At 70.6% G+C, this 18,370-nt stretch carries 18 protein-coding genes and 1 pseudogene; 12 read left to right on the top strand and 7 right to left on the bottom strand.

Features of this window, described 5'->3' with window-relative positions; genetic code table 11:
• Window positions 1-75: 75 nt before the first annotated feature.
• The gene (locus VF106_RS26810) at window positions 76-1,122 is read right to left on the bottom strand and encodes a WD40/YVTN/BNR-like repeat-containing protein (protein ID WP_330842615.1); all 1,047 of its coding nucleotides are present in this window, start codon (window positions 1,120-1,122) and stop codon (window positions 76-78) included.
• Window positions 1,123-1,222: 100 nt separating this feature from the next.
• Here VF106_RS26810 and VF106_RS26805 point away from each other — a divergent pair, with 100 nt between their 5' ends.
• Window positions 1,223-1,717: a PH domain-containing protein gene (locus VF106_RS26805; RefSeq protein ID WP_330842614.1), complete on the top strand. Its 495-nt coding sequence runs from the start codon at window positions 1,223-1,225 to the stop codon at window positions 1,715-1,717.
• Window positions 1,714-3,240 (top strand): PH domain-containing protein, encoded by a 1,527-nt coding sequence (locus VF106_RS26800; RefSeq protein WP_330842613.1) that lies wholly within the window; start codon window positions 1,714-1,716, stop codon window positions 3,238-3,240. The genes VF106_RS26805 and VF106_RS26800 overlap by 4 nt, the downstream gene beginning before the upstream one ends.
• On the opposite strand, the gene VF106_RS26795 is transcribed toward VF106_RS26800, so the two are convergent.
• On the bottom strand, window positions 3,206-4,102 hold the full coding sequence (locus VF106_RS26795; RefSeq protein WP_330842612.1) for a LysR family transcriptional regulator: 897 nt from the start codon (window positions 4,100-4,102) through the stop codon (window positions 3,206-3,208). The genes VF106_RS26800 and VF106_RS26795 overlap by 35 nt on opposite strands.
• A gap of 124 nt (window positions 4,103-4,226) precedes the next feature.
• On the opposite strand from VF106_RS26795, the gene VF106_RS26790 reads away from it, so the two are divergent.
• Window positions 4,227-5,114, top strand: a complete 888-nt coding sequence (locus VF106_RS26790) for an SDR family oxidoreductase (protein WP_330842611.1) — start codon at window positions 4,227-4,229, stop codon at window positions 5,112-5,114.
• A 70-nt stretch (window positions 5,115-5,184) separates the two neighbouring features.
• Window positions 5,185-6,121, top strand: a pseudogene (locus VF106_RS26785) (aldo/keto reductase).
• On the opposite strand, the gene VF106_RS26780 reads toward VF106_RS26785, so the two are convergent.
• Window positions 6,099-6,917, bottom strand: coding sequence for a 23S rRNA (adenine(2058)-N(6))-methyltransferase Erm(C) (locus VF106_RS26780; protein ID WP_330842610.1), 819 nt, complete (start codon window positions 6,915-6,917; stop codon window positions 6,099-6,101). The pseudogene VF106_RS26785 and the gene VF106_RS26780 sit on opposite strands and share 23 nt — an antisense overlap.
• Before the next feature lie 168 nt (window positions 6,918-7,085).
• On the opposite strand from VF106_RS26780, the gene VF106_RS26775 reads away from it, so the two are divergent.
• The 5 genes from VF106_RS26775 to VF106_RS26755 are packed head-to-tail and all read left to right on the top strand — an operon-like array spanning window position 7,086 to window position 12,833.
• Complete coding sequence (locus VF106_RS26775) at window positions 7,086-8,087, top strand: NAD(P)/FAD-dependent oxidoreductase (protein WP_330842609.1); 1,002 nt, start codon at window positions 7,086-7,088, stop codon at window positions 8,085-8,087.
• 42 nt (window positions 8,088-8,129) lie between these two features.
• On the top strand, window positions 8,130-9,503 hold the full coding sequence (locus VF106_RS26770; protein WP_330842608.1) for an FAD-binding oxidoreductase: 1,374 nt from the start codon (window positions 8,130-8,132) through the stop codon (window positions 9,501-9,503).
• Window positions 9,504-9,555: 52 nt separating this feature from the next.
• Window positions 9,556-11,109, top strand: coding sequence for an acetolactate synthase large subunit (locus tag VF106_RS26765; protein ID WP_330842607.1), 1,554 nt, complete (start codon window positions 9,556-9,558; stop codon window positions 11,107-11,109).
• 57 nt (window positions 11,110-11,166) lie between these two features.
• A complete protein-coding gene (locus VF106_RS26760) occupies window positions 11,167-11,451 on the top strand; it encodes an NAD(P) transhydrogenase subunit alpha part 2 (protein ID WP_330842606.1) in 285 nt (94 codons plus the stop codon).
• A complete protein-coding gene (locus VF106_RS26755) occupies window positions 11,448-12,833 on the top strand; it encodes an NAD(P)(+) transhydrogenase (Re/Si-specific) subunit beta (RefSeq protein ID WP_330842605.1) in 1,386 nt (461 codons plus the stop codon). Before VF106_RS26760 ends, VF106_RS26755 begins: the two co-directional genes overlap by 4 nt.
• Here VF106_RS26755 and VF106_RS26750 read toward each other — a convergent pair.
• Both VF106_RS26750 and VF106_RS26745 read right to left on the bottom strand, forming a co-directional pair.
• Window positions 12,830-13,204, bottom strand: coding sequence for a hypothetical protein (locus VF106_RS26750; RefSeq protein WP_330842604.1), 375 nt, complete (start codon window positions 13,202-13,204; stop codon window positions 12,830-12,832). The genes VF106_RS26755 and VF106_RS26750 overlap by 4 nt on opposite strands.
• A gap of 40 nt (window positions 13,205-13,244) precedes the next feature.
• On the bottom strand, window positions 13,245-13,757 hold the full coding sequence (locus VF106_RS26745) for an isochorismatase family protein (RefSeq protein WP_330842603.1): 513 nt from the start codon (window positions 13,755-13,757) through the stop codon (window positions 13,245-13,247).
• Between VF106_RS26745 and VF106_RS26740 the strand changes: the two genes are divergently transcribed.
• On the top strand, window positions 13,756-14,631 hold the full coding sequence (locus VF106_RS26740; protein ID WP_330842602.1) for an oxygenase MpaB family protein: 876 nt from the start codon (window positions 13,756-13,758) through the stop codon (window positions 14,629-14,631). The two genes, VF106_RS26745 and VF106_RS26740, sit on opposite strands and share 2 nt — an antisense overlap.
• Window positions 14,632-15,010: 379 nt before the next feature.
• Here VF106_RS26740 and VF106_RS26735 read toward each other — a convergent pair whose 3' ends face one another.
• Entirely contained in the window at window positions 15,011-15,358 is a 348-nt protein-coding gene (locus VF106_RS26735) for a histone-like nucleoid-structuring protein Lsr2 (protein WP_330842601.1), read from the bottom strand.
• An 84-nt stretch (window positions 15,359-15,442) separates the two neighbouring features.
• On the opposite strand from VF106_RS26735, the gene VF106_RS26730 reads away from it, so the two are divergent.
• Complete coding sequence (locus tag VF106_RS26730) at window positions 15,443-16,393, top strand: pyridoxal-phosphate dependent enzyme (RefSeq protein WP_330842600.1); 951 nt, start codon at window positions 15,443-15,445, stop codon at window positions 16,391-16,393.
• Here VF106_RS26730 and VF106_RS26725 read toward each other — a convergent pair.
• Complete coding sequence (locus VF106_RS26725; protein WP_330842599.1) at window positions 16,390-17,667, bottom strand: hypothetical protein; 1,278 nt, start codon at window positions 17,665-17,667, stop codon at window positions 16,390-16,392. The genes VF106_RS26730 and VF106_RS26725 overlap by 4 nt on opposite strands.
• A gap of 195 nt (window positions 17,668-17,862) precedes the next feature.
• On the opposite strand from VF106_RS26725, the gene VF106_RS26720 reads away from it, so the two are divergent.
• Window positions 17,863-18,354: a DUF3145 domain-containing protein gene (locus VF106_RS26720; RefSeq protein ID WP_330842598.1), complete on the top strand. Its 492-nt coding sequence runs from the start codon at window positions 17,863-17,865 to the stop codon at window positions 18,352-18,354.
• The last annotated feature ends 16 nt before the right edge of the window (window positions 18,355-18,370 follow it).

Genomic DNA, 18,370 nt, shown 5'->3' with positions numbered 1-18,370 from the left:
CTGTGGCGATGCGATGAAGGACGCCTTCCTCACCGTGTGCGTGAGGAAGGCGTCCTTCATCGCTTCTTGTGGGTTTCAGCCCAGGCGGGCCACCGCGCCCGCCGCGCCAGAGGCCCAGCAGCCGCCGTCACGGGTGCAGTCCACGGTGTCCAGGCTGCCGTCGTGGAACTGGTGCCAGTGGGTGCCGCCGTCGAAGGACACGTCGCTGCCGGTTGGGCCGACCGCGATCAGCACGTGCGGAAGGAACCCGTGGTAGGCGACGCCGGAGCGGTAGCCGGCCGGCGCGGTGACGGGTTCGCGCCACGTGCGGCCGCCGTCCCTGGTGAGTGCCAGCGCGTCGGCGCCGTTCGTCGGGTTCGCGAAGTCGCCGCCGATCGCGATGCCCGTGCGGCGGTCGCGGAACGCCGCGGCGAACACGCCCGCGCTCTCGCTGCTGGCCAGGGGTGTCTCCGACGCGGTCCACGTCCGGCCGCGGTCCGCGGAGTGCAGGACCCGTGCCACGGAGGAACCACCGGTCGCGAGCCACGCGTCCTTGCGGCCCGCCACGGTCACGCACTGCCCACTCGCCGAGAACTGGTACTCGCCTTCGAGTGCCGCCGGTCCCGGCAGTCGCGTCCACGTCCGCCCGCCGTCCGAAGTGGACAGTAAGCGGAACTCGCCGGCCACCGGGTCGCCGACCACCAGGCCGTTGCGGGCGTCGAAGAACGCGACGCAGTTGTAGAACGCGGCCGGTTCCGGGTTGCGGAAGGTCTCCGTCCACGTGCGACCGCCGTCGGTGGTGCGGTAGATCCGCGACGCCTCGCCCTCGCCGATCGACAGCGCCACGGCCGTCTTCGCGTCGAACGCCTCGATGTCGCGGAAGTCCAGCGTCGCGGTGTCGGGCGGGCCGACCTGTTGCCACGTGCTGCCGCCGTCGACCGTTCTGAGCACGGTGCCGCGGGCACCACTGGCCCACGCGACCTGACGGCTCACGGCGGACAGCCCGCGCAGCCGCGCGTCGGTGCCGGTCGGGGTGGGTTGCCAGGTGGGTCCCGACGTGGCGGTCGCGCCGAGCGGCGCGGTGAGGGTTGTAGTGAGGAGCGTTGCCAGTACCAGCAGGGAGATCATCAGCGCACGCTTCATGAGCCGGCAACATAGCCCGAAATGTCCACCGAAGGAATGACGTCGGATACGACCGCGGGACGGACGTGCGCTGAGATCCGGGTTCACTACGGTGGCCGTCATGGAGGGGCAGCTGCGGCTTCGGCCGCCACGGAACAGGGTCGACCGGCGAGCGGTGCGGTACTGGATGACAGGGGAGGCGATCTCGAACGGGGTCGTCACGGTGGTGCTGGGCGTCCTCGCGCTGCTCATCGAGCCGGCGCGCCCGTGGCTGTTGCTGGCGTTGGGGATCTGCCTGCTGATCGGCGTGCCGTACATGGTGGTCATGCCGCTGTGGCGATACCGGGTGCACCGCTGGGAGGTGACCGACGACGCCGTCTACACCCGCAGCGGCTGGCTGTGGCAGGAGTGGCGGATCGCGCCGATGTCCCGCATCCAGACCGTCGACACCCAGCGCGGGCCGCTCGAGCAGGCGTTCCGATTGTCGAGCGTGACCGTGACGACGGCGTCGGCCGCAGGGCCGCTCAAGATCAAGGGACTGGACCACGAGGTGGCCGCTGACCTCGCCGAACGGCTCACCGAGGTCACGCAGGCAAACCGGGGCGACGCGACGTGACCTCCGAGTCCGTGGTGACTGACGGGGCACGGCTCGCGGCCGGCTGGCGGCAGCTGGACCGGCGCACCGTATGGGTGACCGCGCTGACGGTTGCCGGCATCCTGGCCGGCATCGCCGTGCCGATCATCCTGGGCATCGCCGACGACGTGCCGGTGTGGCTCGCGGTGCTCGTGGCGTGCGCCGGGATCGCGGTGCTGTCCCTGTGCGCGGCACTCGCCGACCTCATGCGCTGGCGGCACACCTCGTACCGGGTGACCGACGAACGGGTGGAGCTGCGGTACGCGTGGGTGCTGCACAAGCTGCGGTCCGTGCCACGTGACCGGGTGCGGTCCGTGGACGTCACCGCCAACCCGCTGCAGCGGTTCTTCGGGCTCGTCAAGGTCAAGATCGGCACCGGGCAGCAGGCCGGCGACGACAGCCACCTCACGCTCGACCCCGTCGGCAAGGCCGTCGCTGAGGAGCTGCGCAGGCTGCTGCTGCGCCGCGCGGACGCGGTTGTCGAGGGCCCCACCGGTCCGGAGCTCGCCACGCTGGACTGGCGCTGGATCCGCTACGCCCCCGTCTCGGTGACCACGCCGATCCTCGGCGCGGCCGCGTTCGGTGGCGTGATGCAGGTGTCCGAGTGGTTCAACGCGCAGGGCGTCGTGTTCCGCGCGGTCCGCGACCTGCTCGGGGACCTGCACGTCGCCGGGCTGATCGCGGTCCTGGTCGGGGCCGGGGTACTGGTCGGGGTGATCGGCTCGCTCGGGTTGTTCGTCGAGATGTGGTTCCGCTACCGGCTGTCCCGCGAGCACGGCAACTTCGTCATGACCAGAGGGCTGCTGACCACCCGCTCGCTGTCGCTGGAGCGCCGGCGGCTGCGTGGGGTTGAGCTGATCGAGCCGCTCGGCGCCCGGCTGGCGGGGGCGGCCCGTATCGACGTCATCGCGACCGGCATGCGGCAGAAGACCGACGACGACAAGACCGACCCGAAGACGATCCTGCCGGCGGCGCCGTACGAGACCGCCCGCCGGGTCGCGGCCGAGGTGCTGGGCTCGGACGCCGCCACCGCGACGGCCGTCGTCGGGCACCCGAGGGCCGCGCTGTGGCGGCGGGTGCGGTGGGGTCTGTACTGCGTGCTGACGCTGGCCGCGGTGCTGGCGTTGCTGGGCTGGCTGCTCACCGACGTGCTGCTGCACCTGGCGTGGATCTCCCTGGTGGTGGGCGTACCGGTGGCCGTGTTCCTCGCGAGGGAGTCCTACCGCAACCTCGGGCACGGCCTGGCCCGCGACCATCTGGTCACGCGCTACGGCGTGGGAGCACGGCGCACCGCGGCGTTGACGCGCACGGGCGTGATCGGGTGGACCATCACCAGCTCGCCGTTGCAACGCCGCGCCGGCCTGGTCACGCTGCACGCGACGACCGCGGCCAACAAGGGCGCCTACCCGGTGTACGACGCGGACATCGACGAGGGCCTGCGGTTCGCGGACGCGGCGGTCCCTGGGTTGCTCACGCCGTTCCTGGAGCCAGGTCCGGACCGGTGAGGTGGGCCTCCGCGCACTTGCGGAACGCCGCCAGCAGGCGGTTGCGGTCGCCGGCACGGGTGGCCAGCACGACGTGGCTCGGCTCGACGCCGTCGAGGAGGACCGTGGTGACGTCGCGCCGGAAGGAGGGGGCGCCGTGGCCGATCGCGACGATGGCCACGGCCTGCCCGGCGGCGATGAGCTCGATCTTGTCCTCGAGCGCCTCGACGAGGGGACCGTCTGGTGCTGGCCGGCCGTCTGGGCGTGGGTCGATGCGCCAGAAGGCCTCCCAAAGCGGGTGGCCCGGCACCCGGGGCAGGGGCTCGTCGGCGATGTCGTCGAGGGTGACGGACTCCTTGCCGGCCAGCCGGTGGTCCAGTGGCACGAGCACGGCCCTTGGCTCGTCGTAGAGGACCGTCACCCGCAGTTGGTCAGTGGGGAACGGGAGCCGGGCCACCGCCACGTCCACCCGGTGTTCGAGCAGTGCGGTGCTTGGTTCGTTCCAGTCCAGGTGCAGGGTCCGCACGTCGGCTTCCGGGTGTAGGCGGCGCAGCTCGCGCACGGCCGGCGTGACGATGATGCCCGTCATGTAGCCGATGGTGATCCGGCTGGGCTGGGCGGCGGCCTGGGTGCTCGCCGCGGCCTTGGTGGCCGAGTGCAGCAGTTCCTTCGCGAGCGGGAGGAACACCTCGCCGGCCTCGGTGAGCCGGGTGCCCTGCGGCGTGCGGTCCAGCAGGTTGGCGCCCAGCTGCTGTTCGAGACGGCGGATCTGCCGGCTCAGCGACGGCTGGGCGACGTGCAGCTCGGCGGCGGCCCGGCCGAAGTGTCTGTGTTCCGCGACGACGGTGAAGTACCGGACCAGCCGGAGGTCGAGGTCTGTCACCGTGCCCACTCTAGCTGCGGTGATGCCTGAAACGTATTGCGTGGTGCGGAACAGGTCCTGGACCGGAGACCTTCTCCGGTAAGAGGCTGGACGCACAGACCCGAACCAACAAGGAGTGCATCACATGCGTGTGTTCGTCACCGGCGCGACCGGGTTCGTCGGCTCCGCCGTCGTCCGCGAGCTGCTGGACGCGGGACATCGGGTCGTCGGGCTCGCTCGCTCGGACACGGGTGTCGCGGCGGTCGCGGCGGCCGGCGCCGAGGTGCTCCGCGGCGCCCTCGACGACCCGGACAGCCTGCGCCGCGGCGCGGCCGACGCGGAAGGCGTGATCCACACCGCGTTCAACCACGACTTCGCCAACTACCTTGGCGCCATCGAGACGGACCGGCAGGCGATCGAGGCGATGGGTGAGGTGCTCGCCGGATCCGACCGGCCACTGGTCGTCTCCTCGGGAGCCGCCGCTCTCGCACCGGGGCGCCCGGCGACGGAGGACGACCCGACCGATCCCGCGTGGCCCCGTTCCGTCTCCGACGAGGCCGCGCTGTCGTTCGCCGAGCGCGGTGTCCGGGTGTCGATCATGCGACTCCCACCGTCAGTGCACGGCGAGGGCGACCGCGGCTTCGTCCACACCCTCGTCGAAACCGCCCGCGCCAAGGGTGTCTCGGCATACCCCGGCGACGGCACGAACCGCTGGGCCGCAACCCACCGGCTCGACGCAGCACACCTGTTCCGCCTGGCTCTGGAGCAGGCGCCCGCGGCAACCCGCCTGCACGCGATCGCCGAGGAAGCGGTGCCGATCCGCGACATCGCCGAAGCCATCGGCCGGTACCTCGCGCTACCGGTGGTCTCCGTCCCCCGTGAGCAGGTGGACGACCACTTCGGCTGGCTCGGCCGCTTCCTCGCGATAGACGTCTGGTGCTCGACGGCCCTGACCCGGCAGCGGTTCGGCTGGCAGCCGGTCCAGCCCGGCCTCATCGCCGACATCGAGAAGGGCCACTATTCCGCGGACTAGAGCGCATTGTGTCCATTTGGAACGGTGAGTTCAACTGGCGGTCCGGTTTCCGCCCAACTATGCGGTATGTCTGACAAGGGAAGGTTTGTCCCGCGCCGTGTTTCGCACCACGACCTTCGACACCGCCGACATCTGTGGCGCGCCACGGTACGGCGTCGCCGAGGAGATCCTCGGCGACGCCCTCGCGGGGGTGCGGCGTGAGTCGGTGCAGATCATGACGAAGGTGCCTGTCGTCCGGTCCTGGGCCGAACGACCGCGGCCTGTCCCGCAAGCACGTCATGGAGAGCTGCGCCGCGTCGCTGCGCCGATTGCGCACCGACCACCTGGACCTGTACCAGGCCCACCGGTTCGACGACGAGACGCCGCTCGAGGAGACGATGCTCGTCTTCGCGGACCTCGTGCGTGCCGGAAAGGTGTTGTACGTCGGGGTTTCCGAGTGGACCGCGGCGCAGATCCATGCCGCGGCGGCCATCGCGAAGGACCTGCACGTGCCCCTGATCTCGAACCAGTCGCAGTATTCGTTGCTGTGGCGGGTGATCGAGGCGGAGGTCGTGCCGGCGTGCGTGTCGCTCGGGATGGGGCAGCTCGTGTGGTCGCCGTTGGCGCAGGGCGTGCTGGCCGGCAAGTACCTACCCGGTGCGCCACTGCCGCCGGGCAGTCGCGCGGTGCGGGAACGCGGTGCGCGGTTTGTCAGCCGGTACATGGGAAAGCCCGTGCTCGAGGCGGTACAACGATTGGTGCCCATCGCGGCCGACCTCGGCACCACGCTGCCGCGCCTGGCGTTGGCGTGGGTACTGCACAATCCGGCGGTATCGAGTGCGATCATCGGCATATCGCGCCCGGAGCAGTTGGCGGACAACATTTCCGACACGCCCGTCGGCCTCGACGACGACGTGCTGAAGGCCATCGACGAGGCCCTGACCGACCCGGTCTACGGCGACATGGTGGAACGATCCCCGGCCAAGACGGCGAAACCGTTCGACGTCATGGAAGCGTGGCGCCTCTGACCACGTCCGCGGGGAGCGGTGGGGGGACGACGCTTCGGTCGGCTGACAGGATGCGGGCCATCGTCAGCCACTGTCCGATGTGGATCTCCGGTGCGGGTTTCTCTCCCAGCAGGCGGTGGGTGAGTCGTCGCGGGGCCAGGCCGTTCAGTGCCGTGCGGGCGCGGTCCCGCGGCCGGTCGTAGGCCGCCGACAGCAGTGCCCACAGCACCGCGGCGGTCCGACGGTCCACATCGGACCGAGGGCGGACGGCGAGGTGTGCCGCGTCCACGCGAGGTGCGGGTGAGAAACAGCGGGCCGGCACGCGGCGCCGGACGGTCAGCGTGAACCGGGACGACCACCACGCCGACTCGAGATCGCGGGCGTACGCGGCCGTGAGCCGTTTCGCCAGGCCCCACTCCACCACCAGCTCCGCGCGTGAGAAGCCACCGCCGACCGGGGTCAGCAGCCGGCGTAGCAACGGCGTGGAAACCGCGAACGGAATGCTTGCCACGACGGAAAAAGACCGTCTCGGCAGGCGGACGGTGCGCAGGTCCTCGTGCACGACGCGGACCGAGGGGCGGGTCGCGAACCGGCGGCGCAGTGCGTCGACGAACCGCGCGTCGCGTTCGACCGCCAGCACTCGGGCGCCCGTGTGGGCCAGCGGGGCGGTGATCGTGCCGGGACCCGCGCCGAAGTCGATCACGAGGTCGTCGTCGCCGAGATCGGCCGCGCGGACCAGGCCGTCGATCACGCGGTGGTCGGAAAGCAGGTGCACACCGGAAGAGGTCGCGGCGGGACGCCGCGAGTGAGAACGCATGGGAGGACTGACTCCAAGCCAGGAAGAACCGAGCAGAGGCTGCTTGGAGACAGCGGCGGAAACGCCGGAAGAAGGATCAGACCGCCGCTGTCAGCGACGGCGCAGCCTTAAGAACGCGCTCATACCGGACACGGTAATCACACCGGCAAACGAATTAAGCTCGTGAGCATGATCGTGGTCATCGGTGGCGGGATCGCCGGCGTCTCCATCGCGTACGAGCTGGCCGAGCACGTCAAGGTCGTCCTCTTCGAGGCCGAACCCGAGCTGGCACGGCACACCACCGGCCGCTCGGCCGCCATCTACGCACCCAGCTACGGCGACGGCGCCGTCCGCGAACACACGGTGGCCAGTGGACCACTGTTCGGCGACGGCATCCTCACCCCGCACCCCAGCCTGTGGATCGCGGTCGACGACGAGGGTGTCGACCACCTCCGTGCGCTCGACGCCGAACCCCTCACCCCGGCACAGGCCGTCGAGCTGTGCCCGATCCTGCGCACGCCACTGGCCGCCGCCATCGACCGGACGGCCATGGACATCGACGTCATGGCCCTGCATGCCCGGTACGTCCGCGGCGTGAAGCAGCGCGGCGGCGAGATCCGCACCGGCGAACCGGTGACCGAGGTGCGCAGGGCCGGCGACGGCTGGGTGGTGAACGGGCTCAGGGTCGACGCGGTGGTCGACGCGGCCGGCGCCTGGGCCGACCGGATCGCCGAACTGGCTGGCGTGCCGACCATCGGGCTCCAGCCCCTGCGTCGTACGATCGCCCTCGCCCGCGCGGACGTCGACCCCGGCTGGCCGCTGGTCGCCGACGCCGCCGACCGGTTCTACTTCCGCCCGGAGAGCGGCCACCTGCTCATCTCCCCGGCGGACGAGACCCCCACCGAGCCGGGCGACGCCAGGCCCGACGACCTCGACGTGGCCATCGCCATCGAACGGGTCAACGCCGCCACCACGCTCGGGCTGCGGTCCGTGCACACCGCGTGGGCCGGGCTGCGCTCGTTCGTGGCCGACCGGCAGCCTGTCGTCGGTGCGTGGCCCGACCATCCCGGGTTCGTGTTCTTCGCCGGACAGGGCGGTTACGGCATCCAGATGGCACCGTCGTTGGCCCGAACGGGTGCCGACGTCGTACTGGGCAGGACACCGGCGCCGCCACGGATGTCACCACGCTGATCAGCAGACTAATGTGGCCGTGACGTAGCTAGGAGGAGTCCAATGTCGGACATCGCGGCTCGGCTCGAGGAGATCGTCGGGCCTGCGCACGTGCTCACCGGTGAGGCGATCGGTGACGACTACACGCACGACGAGACGCTCGGCGCGACGCCGACGAAACCCGCGCACGTCGTGCGGCCCGGCAGCGCGGAGGAGGTGGCGGCGATCCTCGTGCTCGCCGCGGAGACCTCGACGCCGGTGACCGCCCGCGGCAGCGGCAGCGGTCTGTGCGGCTCCGCCATTCCGCGCTCGGACGGCATCCTCGTGTCCTTCGAACGGATGAACCAGATCCTGGAGATCGACACGGTCAACCACGTGGCCGTCGTCCAGCCGGGCGTCACGCTCACCGAGCTGGAGGAGGCGACCGCTGCGGTTGGCCTCGTCTACCCGGTCTACCCCGGTGAGCTGTCCGCGAGCCTCGGCGGCAACGTCAACACGAACGCCGGCGGCATGCGCGCGGTCAAGTACGGCGTCACCCGCAACCACGTGCTGGGCCTGCAGGCCGCGCTGCCCACCGGCGAGGTCATCCGCACCGGCGGCAAGTTCGTCAAGGCGTCCACCGGCTACGACCTCACCCAGCTCATCGTCGGCTCCGAGGGCACGCTCGCCCTGGTCACCGAGGCCGTGCTGAAGCTCCAGCCCCGGATGGCCGAGCAGGCCACGCTGCTCGCGCCGTTCCCCGACCTCGCCACCGTCATGGGCGCCGTGCCGAAGGTCGTGGGCTCCGGGCTCGGCCCGCTGATCCTCGAGTACATCGACGCGCTCACCATGGGCGCCATCACCTACACGCACGACCTGCAGCTCGGCATCCCGGACGAGATCAAGGAGAAGGCGCAGGCCTTCCTCGTGGTCATGCTGGAGAACAACTCCGCCGCGCGGCTGGCGGAGGACCTGGAGGCGGCCGGCGAGCTGGTCACCGAGCTGGGCGCGCTGGACATGTACGCGCTGCCGGGCGGCGCCGCCCGCAAGCTCATCGAGGCCCGCGAGAAGGCGTTCTTCACGGCCAAGGGCGCCGACGCCGACGACATCATCGACACCGTGCTGCCGAGGTCGTCCCTGCCGGAGTTCTTCACGAAGGTCCTCCAGGTCGCACAGAGCAACCAGACGCTGGTGGTCGGCTGCGGGCACGCCGGCGACGGCAACGTGCACCTCGCCGTGTTCCAGAAGGACCCCGAGGTGCGCCACCGCGTCCTGCACGAGCTGTTCGCCGCCGGCATGGCGCTGGGCGGCGCGATCTCCGGCGAGCACGGCATCGGCCGCGAGAAGAAGCGGCACTTCCTCGAGCTGGAGGACCCCGACAAGATCGAGCTGATGCGTCGGGTCAAGCACGCGTTCGACCCGCAGGGCATCCTCAATCCCGGCGTCCTCTTTGACTGAGCCCGCGAACGCCGAGCGGCAGCGAGGCAATTCAACAGAGGAGACAAACGACATGAACGGCGCCAAGGCGCTCCTGCGGACACTCGTCGACGGCGGCGTCGACGTCTGCTTCGCGAACCCCGGCACCTCCGAGATGCACTTCGTCGCCGCGCTCGACGCCGTGCCGGAGATGCGGGCCGTGCTGTCCCTGTTCGAGGGGGTGGTCACCGGCGCGGCCGACGGCTACGGCCGGATGGCCGACCGGCCCGCCGCCACGCTGCTGCACCTGGGCCCCGGGATGGCCAACGGCCTCGCGAACCTGCACAACGCACGCCGCGCGCACACCCCGATCGTCAACGTGATCGGCGACCACGCCCGCTACCACAAGGGTTTCGACGCGCCCCTCGAGTCCGACATCGACGCGCTCACCGGTTGGCTCGGCGGCTGGTCCAGGACCTCGCACCTGGCCAAGGAGGTGGGCGCGGACGCGGCCGCCGCGGTCGCCGCCGCCATGCAGCCGCCGGGCCAGATCGCCAACCTCGTGCTGCCCGCCGACGTGTCGTGGTCCGACGGCGGTGTGGTCGGTGACCAGGTCGAGCCGGTCGCCGCACAGCCCGTCGAGGACGACCGGGTGGCGGAGATCGCCAACGTGGTGCGGGGCGGTGAGCCGGTCGTGCTGCTGCTCGGCCACGGCACGACACGCGAACGTGGCCTGCGTGCCGCCAGCCGGATCGCCGCCGCGACCGGCGTGAAGCTGTTCGCCGAGACGTTCCCCGCCCGCATCGAGCGTGGCGCCGGCCTGCCGAACGTCGAGCGGCTCGGGTACCTGGCCGAGCAGGTGCAGTGGCAGCTCACCGACGTCAAGCACCTGGTCCTCGTGGGCGCCAAGTCGCCCGTGTCTTTCTTCGCCTACCCCGGCAAGGCCTCGGAGCTGGTGCCGGACGGCTGCACCGTGCACGTGCTCTCCGTCCTGGGCGAGGACGGCACCGGCGCGCTCGAGAACCTCGCGGACATGGTCGCCTCGGACACGGAGCCGGTGTTGCAGCCGGCCTCCCGCCCGGCGGTGCCGTCCGGTGCGCTGACGCCGCAGAACTGGACCGAGGTCATCGGCGCACTGCTGCCCGAGGGCGCGATCGTGTCCGACGAGGCCAACACGTCGGGGCTCATGATCCCCATGACGACGGCCGGCGCGCCCCGCCACGACGTGCTGACGCTGACCGGCGGCGCGATCGGGCAGGGCCTGCCCGTGGCGGTGGGTGCCGCGGTCGCGTGCCCCGACCGGCCCGTGGTCTGTCTGCAGGCGGACGGCAGCGCCATGTACACGGCGTCCGCGCTGTGGTCGATGGCCCGCGAAGGGCTCGACGTGACGACCGTGCTGCTGAACAACCGCGCGTACGCGATCCTGAGGATGGAGCTGTCGCGGGTCGGCGCGTCGGAGGCAGGCCCGAAGGCGCAGCAGTTGCTCGACCTGGCCGGGCCGGACCTGGACTTCGTGTCGATGTCACGGGGCATGGGCGTGCCGGCGTCGCGGGCCACCACGGCCGAGGAGCTGGCCGACCAGTTCGCGAAGGCCCTCGCCGAACCGGGGCCGCACCTGATCGAGGCCATGGTGCCGCCGCTGCTCTGATCTTTCTGAGCGGAGCTCGCGGAGCGATCAATCTCGTTGTCCTACAAGGGGGTAGGAATGCTGGTGCAGAACCTGGCGATCCTGGTGCTTGCCGGTTTCGTCGGCTTCGCCGTGATCTCCAAGGTGCCGAACACCCTGCACACGCCGTTGATGTCCGGCACCAACGCGATCCACGGGATCGTCGTGCTGGGCGGGTTCATCGTGCTGGGGCTCGGCGCCGAGGGCGTGCTGAACAAGATCCTGCTGGTGGTGGCCATCGCGTTCGGCACCATCAACGTGGTCGGCGGGTTCCTGGTGACCGACCGGATGCTCGGCATGTTCAAGGACAAGGACCGCAAGTGAACACGACGGTCATCCAGAGCCTGTACATCGTCGCGTTCGCTTTGTTCATCTACGGCTTGATGGGCCTGACCGGGCCGAGGACTGCGGTGCGCGGCAATATGATCGCGGCCGCCGGCATGGGGGTCGCGGTGATCGCGACCCTGATGACGCCCGGTCTCGGCAACTGGTGGCTGATCCTGCTGGGTGTCGCCATCGGCACGGCCGTGGGCGTCCCGGCGGCGCGGCGGGTGAAGATGACCGCGATGCCGCAGATGGTCGCGCTGTTCAACGGCGTCGGCGGCGGGGCGATCGCGTTGATCGCGTGGGTGGAGTTCCGCAGCAGTGCGGGGTTCGCCCACGAGGCCGCCTATGTCGCGGTGGCGTCGCTGTTCGCGGCGATCGTGGGGAGCGCGTCGTTCTGGGGCTCCAACATCGCGTTCGGGAAGCTCCAGGAGATTCTGCCCGGCCGGCCCATCTCCGTCGGCAGGTTGCAGCAGCCGCTGAACCTGTTGGTGCTACTGGCCGCCGTGGCGTGCGGTGTGTCCATTGTGGTCGGTGGCACGTCGGAGTGGCTGATGGTCGGCCTGCTGGTGACGTCGTCGGTCCTGGGGCTGCTGGTGGTGCTGCCCATCGGCGGCGCCGACATGCCGGTGGTGATCTCCCTGCTGAACGCGGCGACGGGGTTGTCGGCTGCGGCCATGGGGCTGGCGCTGGCCAACACCGCGCTGATCGTGGCCGGCATGATCGTCGGCGCGTCCGGCTCGATCCTCACCCGGTTGATGGCCAAGGCCATGAACCGTTCCATCCCGGCGATCGTGGCCGGTGGTTTCGGCGGCGGTGCGGTCGCCGGTGCGGTCGAGGCGGGTGACCGTGCGGTCCGGCAGACCTCGGCGGGGGACGCGGCGATCCAGATGGCGTTCGCCCGTCAGGTGATCATCGTGCCGGGCTACGGGCTCGCGGTCGCCCAGGCGCAGCACGCCGTTCGGCAGCTGTCGAGCCTGTTGGAGGAGAAGGGCGTGTCGGTGTACTACGCCATCCACCCAGTGGCCGGCCGCATGCCAGGGCACATGAACGTGCTGCTGGCGGAGGCGGACGTGCCGTACGACCGGCTTCGCGAGATGGACCAGATCAACGGCGAGTTCACCCGCACCGACGTGGCACTGGTGATCGGCGCCAACGACGTGACGAACCCGGCCGCGCGTACCGACCAGGCGTCACCCATCTACGGCATGCCGATCCTCGACGTCGACGAGAGCAAGTCGATCATCGTGCTGAAGCGCTCGATGCGGCCGGGCTTCGCGGGCGTGGACAACGAGCTGTACTACAACCCGAAGACGGCCATGCTGTTCGGCGACGCGAAGTCGTCGGTCACGGAGATCGCCGAGGAGCTGAAGGCGCTCTAGCTCCACTTCTCCATGAGCCACGCGTACAGCTCCGGCTCGGTCATCTCGGGGAACTCCTCGGCGAAGCTCGCGATCGCCCGCAATGCCTCGTCTCGCGTGAAGCCACGCGCCAACGCGTCTGCGAGGAACTCCTGCCGTGCCGCGGTGGGCCGCCCGCCACCCGCGCCGCGACCGGGCAGGCCGTCGCGCCACCGCGTCACCTCGTCGATCCGGGTAGGGCGCCAGCCGGGGTTCCCGTCGATCTCGACATCGGGGTGAGGGAAGGGATGGCTCGAGTTCGCGGGATAGCGCGAACGCCACTTGTGCACGGCGTGGCGGCTGACCCCCAAAGCGTCCGCAATACCGACAGCGCCGATGTACTTGACGGTCACACCGCTCTCCTCAACATTGTCCACGTTGCGGACGACGTTATCAGAGCTGTGTGAGCAGTTGTTCTGTGGTGACCACCCGGCCGAGCTTCGGGAAGACGTACGCGACCGTGAACTCGTGCGCGTGCTGTTCGAGCCCGGTCATGGCGTCGGTGACGAAGACCGTGTCGTAGCCGTGGTCGTCGGCGCCCCGGCCGGTGGACTCGACGCCGAAGTTCGTGGCGATCCCGGCGAGCACGAGCGTGCTGATGTCGTGCTTGCGGAGTTCTTCGTCGATGGTGCTGGAGCCGAACGCGCCCCAGGTCTTCTTGACCACCACCACGTCCTGCCCGTGCGGCTCGACCGCCAGCTCGCTGCCTTCCGGCTGGGCACCGGGCCGCTCGACACGGACCCACACCACGAGCGCACCCCGCGCCCGGAACTCGTCGGCGAGGCGGACGCAGCGTTCGAAGACCTGCTCCCCGCTGTGCGGCGCGGTCGGCAGCGCGATGATCCGTGGCATGAGATCAACGAGAACCAGTGCCGTGCGCGGCAGTTCGAGGTTCAATGGGTCCATGGCGGACAAGCCTAACGACGTCGGGTTGTTCGGCCCGTCCTCGGTGAGCTGGCAGCTGCACGCCGAGCCGGCCATGTGGCTGGCGGGGATCAGGAGCCTGTACCTGCAGGCACTGCACCCCCGCGCGGTCGCGGGAATCGTGCAGAACTCCGACTTCCGCTCCGACCCGCTGGGCCGCCTGATCCGCACGGCGAACTTCGTCGGCGCGGCGACGTACTGCCCACGCGACGAGGTCGACCGGCAGGCCGCCAAGGTCCGCACGGTGCACCGCTCGCTGCGCGCCACCTACGAGGGCAGGACGTTCCGCATCGACGAGCCGGAACTGCTGCTGTGGGTGCACTGCGCCGAGGTGTCGTCGTTCCTGACAGTGGTGCGACGGGCCGGCTTCCCGCTGACCGCGGCACACGCCGACCAGTACCTGGACGAGCAACGCGCGTCCGCGGCACTGGTCGGCCTCGACCCGGCGGAGGTCCCGGGCTCGGTGGCGGAGATGCGGTCATACCTGTGCGCCATGCGGCCACGCCTGCGCCGAACCGACGACACGGACCTCATCTACGCCTTCCTGCACAGGCCTCCGGTCGGCGGCCGGCTGGCACTGGGCCTGAAACTGTACGAGCCGATGGTCGGACATCTGGCCTATTCGCTGCTGCCCGCGTGGGCGGTGGAGCTGTACGGCCGCCGCGCCTACCCACCCACGGTCAGCACGGCGGCGATGCGCACACTGGCGGAAACCTTGCGAGCGGTGCAGAAAACCGTGCGAACCGTGGTCCGCGAGCCACGCCTCGGACCGCTCGTGCCGCACCCGGTACTCGCGACCCACCGCCTGGGCAAATGGGCAATGCCCTCGGCCCGAAAGCTACCGGCAGCAGCCTGACTCGGCGCGGAATGACGTCCTGGCGATTTGGCCAGAGGCCAGACCTGCCCGCTGGGTTCGGTGTCCTGAGATAACGGCCGCCCGGATTCAGCGGCGGCCTCCGGCGCGCTTTTGGGCAGCTGGTCTTCGGTCAGCGACCGGTGGCCTTCGGCGCGCGACTCGGCAGCGGCCGGCACTCTGGGCCCGGACGGCCGTGGCCTCCGGCCCCCGATATCCATTGTCCCACGTGGGGCGGACAGTTTCGCGAGCCGAAGATCGTTTGGTGGTCAGTTGTCCACAACCCGCCCGGTTGTCCACAATCCACAGCCGAACACCCCGGCATTGTCGGTGCCTTGCCGTAGGCTGGAAATCGGGGGCCGGAGGCCAAGCCGGCCATTGCTCAGTTCGAGTGGGCTTCCTGGAAACGCATCACCAGTGCCTGCGGCACGCGGCCACGCTCGGCGACGACCTCACCCTGACTGCGGGCCCACTCGCGCACGGCCTGCGTGTCCGGCTTGCCGTTGCTGGCCGGGGTGACGACCTTCGGCGTGCTCGCGCCGGTCTTCTTCCGGCCGCCGATCCGGCGTCCGTGGCCGACGAACTCGGCGAACGTGTCACGCAGCCGGGCCGCGTTGTCGGCTGACAGGTCGATCTCGAACTCGACCCCGTCAAGGGCGAAGCTCACGGTCTCGTCGGCCTTGCCGCCGTCCAGGTCGTCGACCAGTTCGAGAATCGTCCGCTGCGCCACAAGGTCCTCCGAATTGGATTGATCCGAACAGTGATGAGGATAGCGTGGGTGGCGGCCCGCCCCGCGCGGCGGCAGACTCGCCGTGTGGACCTGTCGACGTTTCCCCGCATCCCCCTCGGCACATGGCCCTCGCCGCTCGACGACTGTCCCCGCCTCAGTGCGACGCTCGGCGCCACCGTGCTGGTGAAGAGGGACGACGTCAACGGTCTCGGCCTCGGTGGCAACAAGCTCCGCAAGCTCGAGTTCACCCTCGCCGCCGCGCTCGCCGCCGGCGCCGACACGATCATCACTTTCGGTGGCGTGCAGACCAACCACGGCCGCCTCACCGCCGCCGCCTGCGCGCGGCTCGGCCTGCGCTGCGAACTCGTCCTCACCCGCGACGTCCCGCTCACGGGCTTCGCGTACGACCGGTCCGGCAACGTCGCCCTCGACCGGTTGTTCGGCGCCCGCGTCCACGTCTGCGACACCGACGAGGAAGCCGCCTACACCGCGGGCGCGCTCGCCACCGCGAGCTCCGTCACCCTCCCGGTCGGTGGCTCCAGCGGGCTCGGCGTGCTCGGCTATGTCGCCGCGGCACAGGAGTTACGGGAGCAGCTCGACGGGCGGCGCATCGACCGCATCGTGTGCGGCTCCGGCTCCGGCGGCACGGTCGCCGGGCTGGCGATCGGCGCCGACATCCCCATCACCGCGGTCAGCGTGTCCCGCGACGCCGAGGGCACGCTCGGGAAGATCGAGGCGGCGGCCGGGCTCGCCGCCGAGGAACTGGGCATCGACGAGCCGAAGCTCCACCACGTGGACGTCGACGACAGCGCTCTCGGCGACGGCTACGGCCTGCCTACCGACGAGGTGTGGTCGGCGCTGCGGCTTTTCGCCCGCACGGAGGGCATCGTGCTCGACCCGGTGTACACGGGCAAGGCGGCGGCCGCGCTGGTGACCGGCGTCCGTCCAGGTGAGACGGTCGTGTTCGTGCACACCGGTGGGGTGCCGGCCGTCTACGGCTACGCCCCCGACTTCGTCGTTGAGGCCGGCCGTTAGGCGGGTGAGGGGATTTCCAGCGCGCTCTTGGCCAGGGTCTGCAGCGTCTGGTCGTCCGGTGTGGACGGAGCGCCGATCCACACCGCCTGCACCAGCTTGAGGCTGTTGCCCTCGCGCCCACTCGCGAACGCGGCGGACTCGAAGAACGGCTTCGAGTCGCCAGGCCACGCCGTGCCCTCGGTCGACGCGTCGGCGATCGCGCCGCTGCCCGGCCGTTCCGCGATCGTGTCCAGCTCACCGGCGAGCACGCTTTCCGGGAACCGCAGCACGGCGACCAGTATCGCCGCCCGCTTGCCGTCCGTTGTGGACTCGTACCTGGCGCGCACCAGTTCCGAGCAGCGGTTTCGCTCCAGCCACACCTGGACGTCGCCGTAGGCGTGTGCCGCGCAGTCGGTGTCGGAGATTGCTCCCACCGGCTCGAACGTGACGCCGTCGATGGTGACCCCGCTTGACTCCGTGCGGGTCGTGGCGGTCGAGCCCCGCCTGTCGTCGGACGGCCCGGACGACGCGACCGCGTACACGATCCCGGTGAGCAGCAACAACGCCACGAGCATGGCGGCGCCCGCCGGCAGCCAGCGGATCGGGCCGCGCGACTTCCCAGTGGGTTGTGCCGGGACCGGGGGACGGTGGGTCGGTTCGATGCGGGGGATGAGCGTCGTGCTCGCCGCACCCATCTCGGGGACGGTGGAGTCGGTGAAGCCTTCGCCGGTCAGGTCGATGCGGCCGTGGTCGGCGGTGAGGGCCGCGAGGATCGCGCGGGCCTGGCCGACCGTGCAGGGACGCGGGTACACGGCCAGTTCGCGGGCCGCGGTCAGCAGCGTCTTCGGCTCAGGGTGCAGGATCCGCACGCCGCGTATCAGGTCGGAGGTCGGCTGGTGTACCTGCGAGACGTACGGCCCGACCGCGACGACCGTGCCGACGGGCAGCGGTTCGACCTTCGCCTGCTCGAGCGTGCGGCGGACCGCGGTCACCGTCGCCTCCGCGTCCGCGGCCGGGTTCACCGCGCCGTCCGGGCGCACGAGCGGCCACCCGTCGGTCTTCCACTGTCCCGATAACGGCGCGTCGAGCCGGACCGCGGGGTCGGGGAGGTCGACGCCGACGACCACCAGGACCCCGCGGGGTAACACCACCACCGCGTCGACCGGCTGGTCCCAGCCCTTCGGGCGGACACCCACCAGTGCGACGCCGCCGACGACCGACTCGCCGCGTCCCCACGATGTGAGCGCGGCCCGAACGTCGGCTCCGACTGTGGAAGGTTCGCCCCCGACCCGCACGACCCGCACCGCGCACCCCCTCTGAAACGCAAGGCGGACCCAGCGGGCCCGACGGGACAACGGTAGCCAAAGCCCGATAGTGTGGCGTAACTACCCGTGCACAGGGCACAATGGACCAGCGTGTGTCTCTGCAGCCGATGCCGATGACGAGGACGTAGGGGAAGACGAATCCTCGTCGAGCAGCGGAGGTCAGCAGTGAGCACTCGTGGCGTTGTGTACGTCCACTCGTCGCCGTCTGCGGTATGTCCGCACGTCGAGTGGGCTATTTCGGGCACCCTTGGGGTACGTGCGAGCCTCCAGTGGACCGCACAGCCCGAAGCCGCCGGCCAGCTGCGCGCCGAGTGCGCCTGGACCGGCGAGCCTGGCACGGGCGCGAAACTTGTTGCTGCCCTCAAAGCCTGGCCGATGCTGCGTTTCGAGGTCACCGAGGAGCCGAGCCATGGTGTGGATGGCGAGCGGTTCTGCTTCGCGCCCACCCTCGGCCTGTGGCGTGCCCGCACGAGCGCCAACGGCGACATCGTGGTCGGCGAGGACCAGCTGAGAGCCATGGCGATGTCCGCGCGGGCGGGGGAGGCCTTCGCGCACAAGGTCGACGAGCTGCTCGGCGCCTCGTGGGACGCCGCTCTGGAGCCGTACCGCCGGGCCGGCGACGGCGCGCCGGTGACCTGGCTGCACCGGGTGGGGTGAGCCTGCCATCCTGTAG

This window comes from Actinophytocola sp., from assembly GCF_036378875.1.
In the GTDB taxonomy this organism is placed as follows: domain Bacteria; phylum Actinomycetota; class Actinomycetes; order Mycobacteriales; family Pseudonocardiaceae; genus Actinophytocola.
The sequence above is the reverse complement of the archived record's forward strand: the minus strand, read 5'-3'. Positions and strand labels throughout refer to the sequence as shown.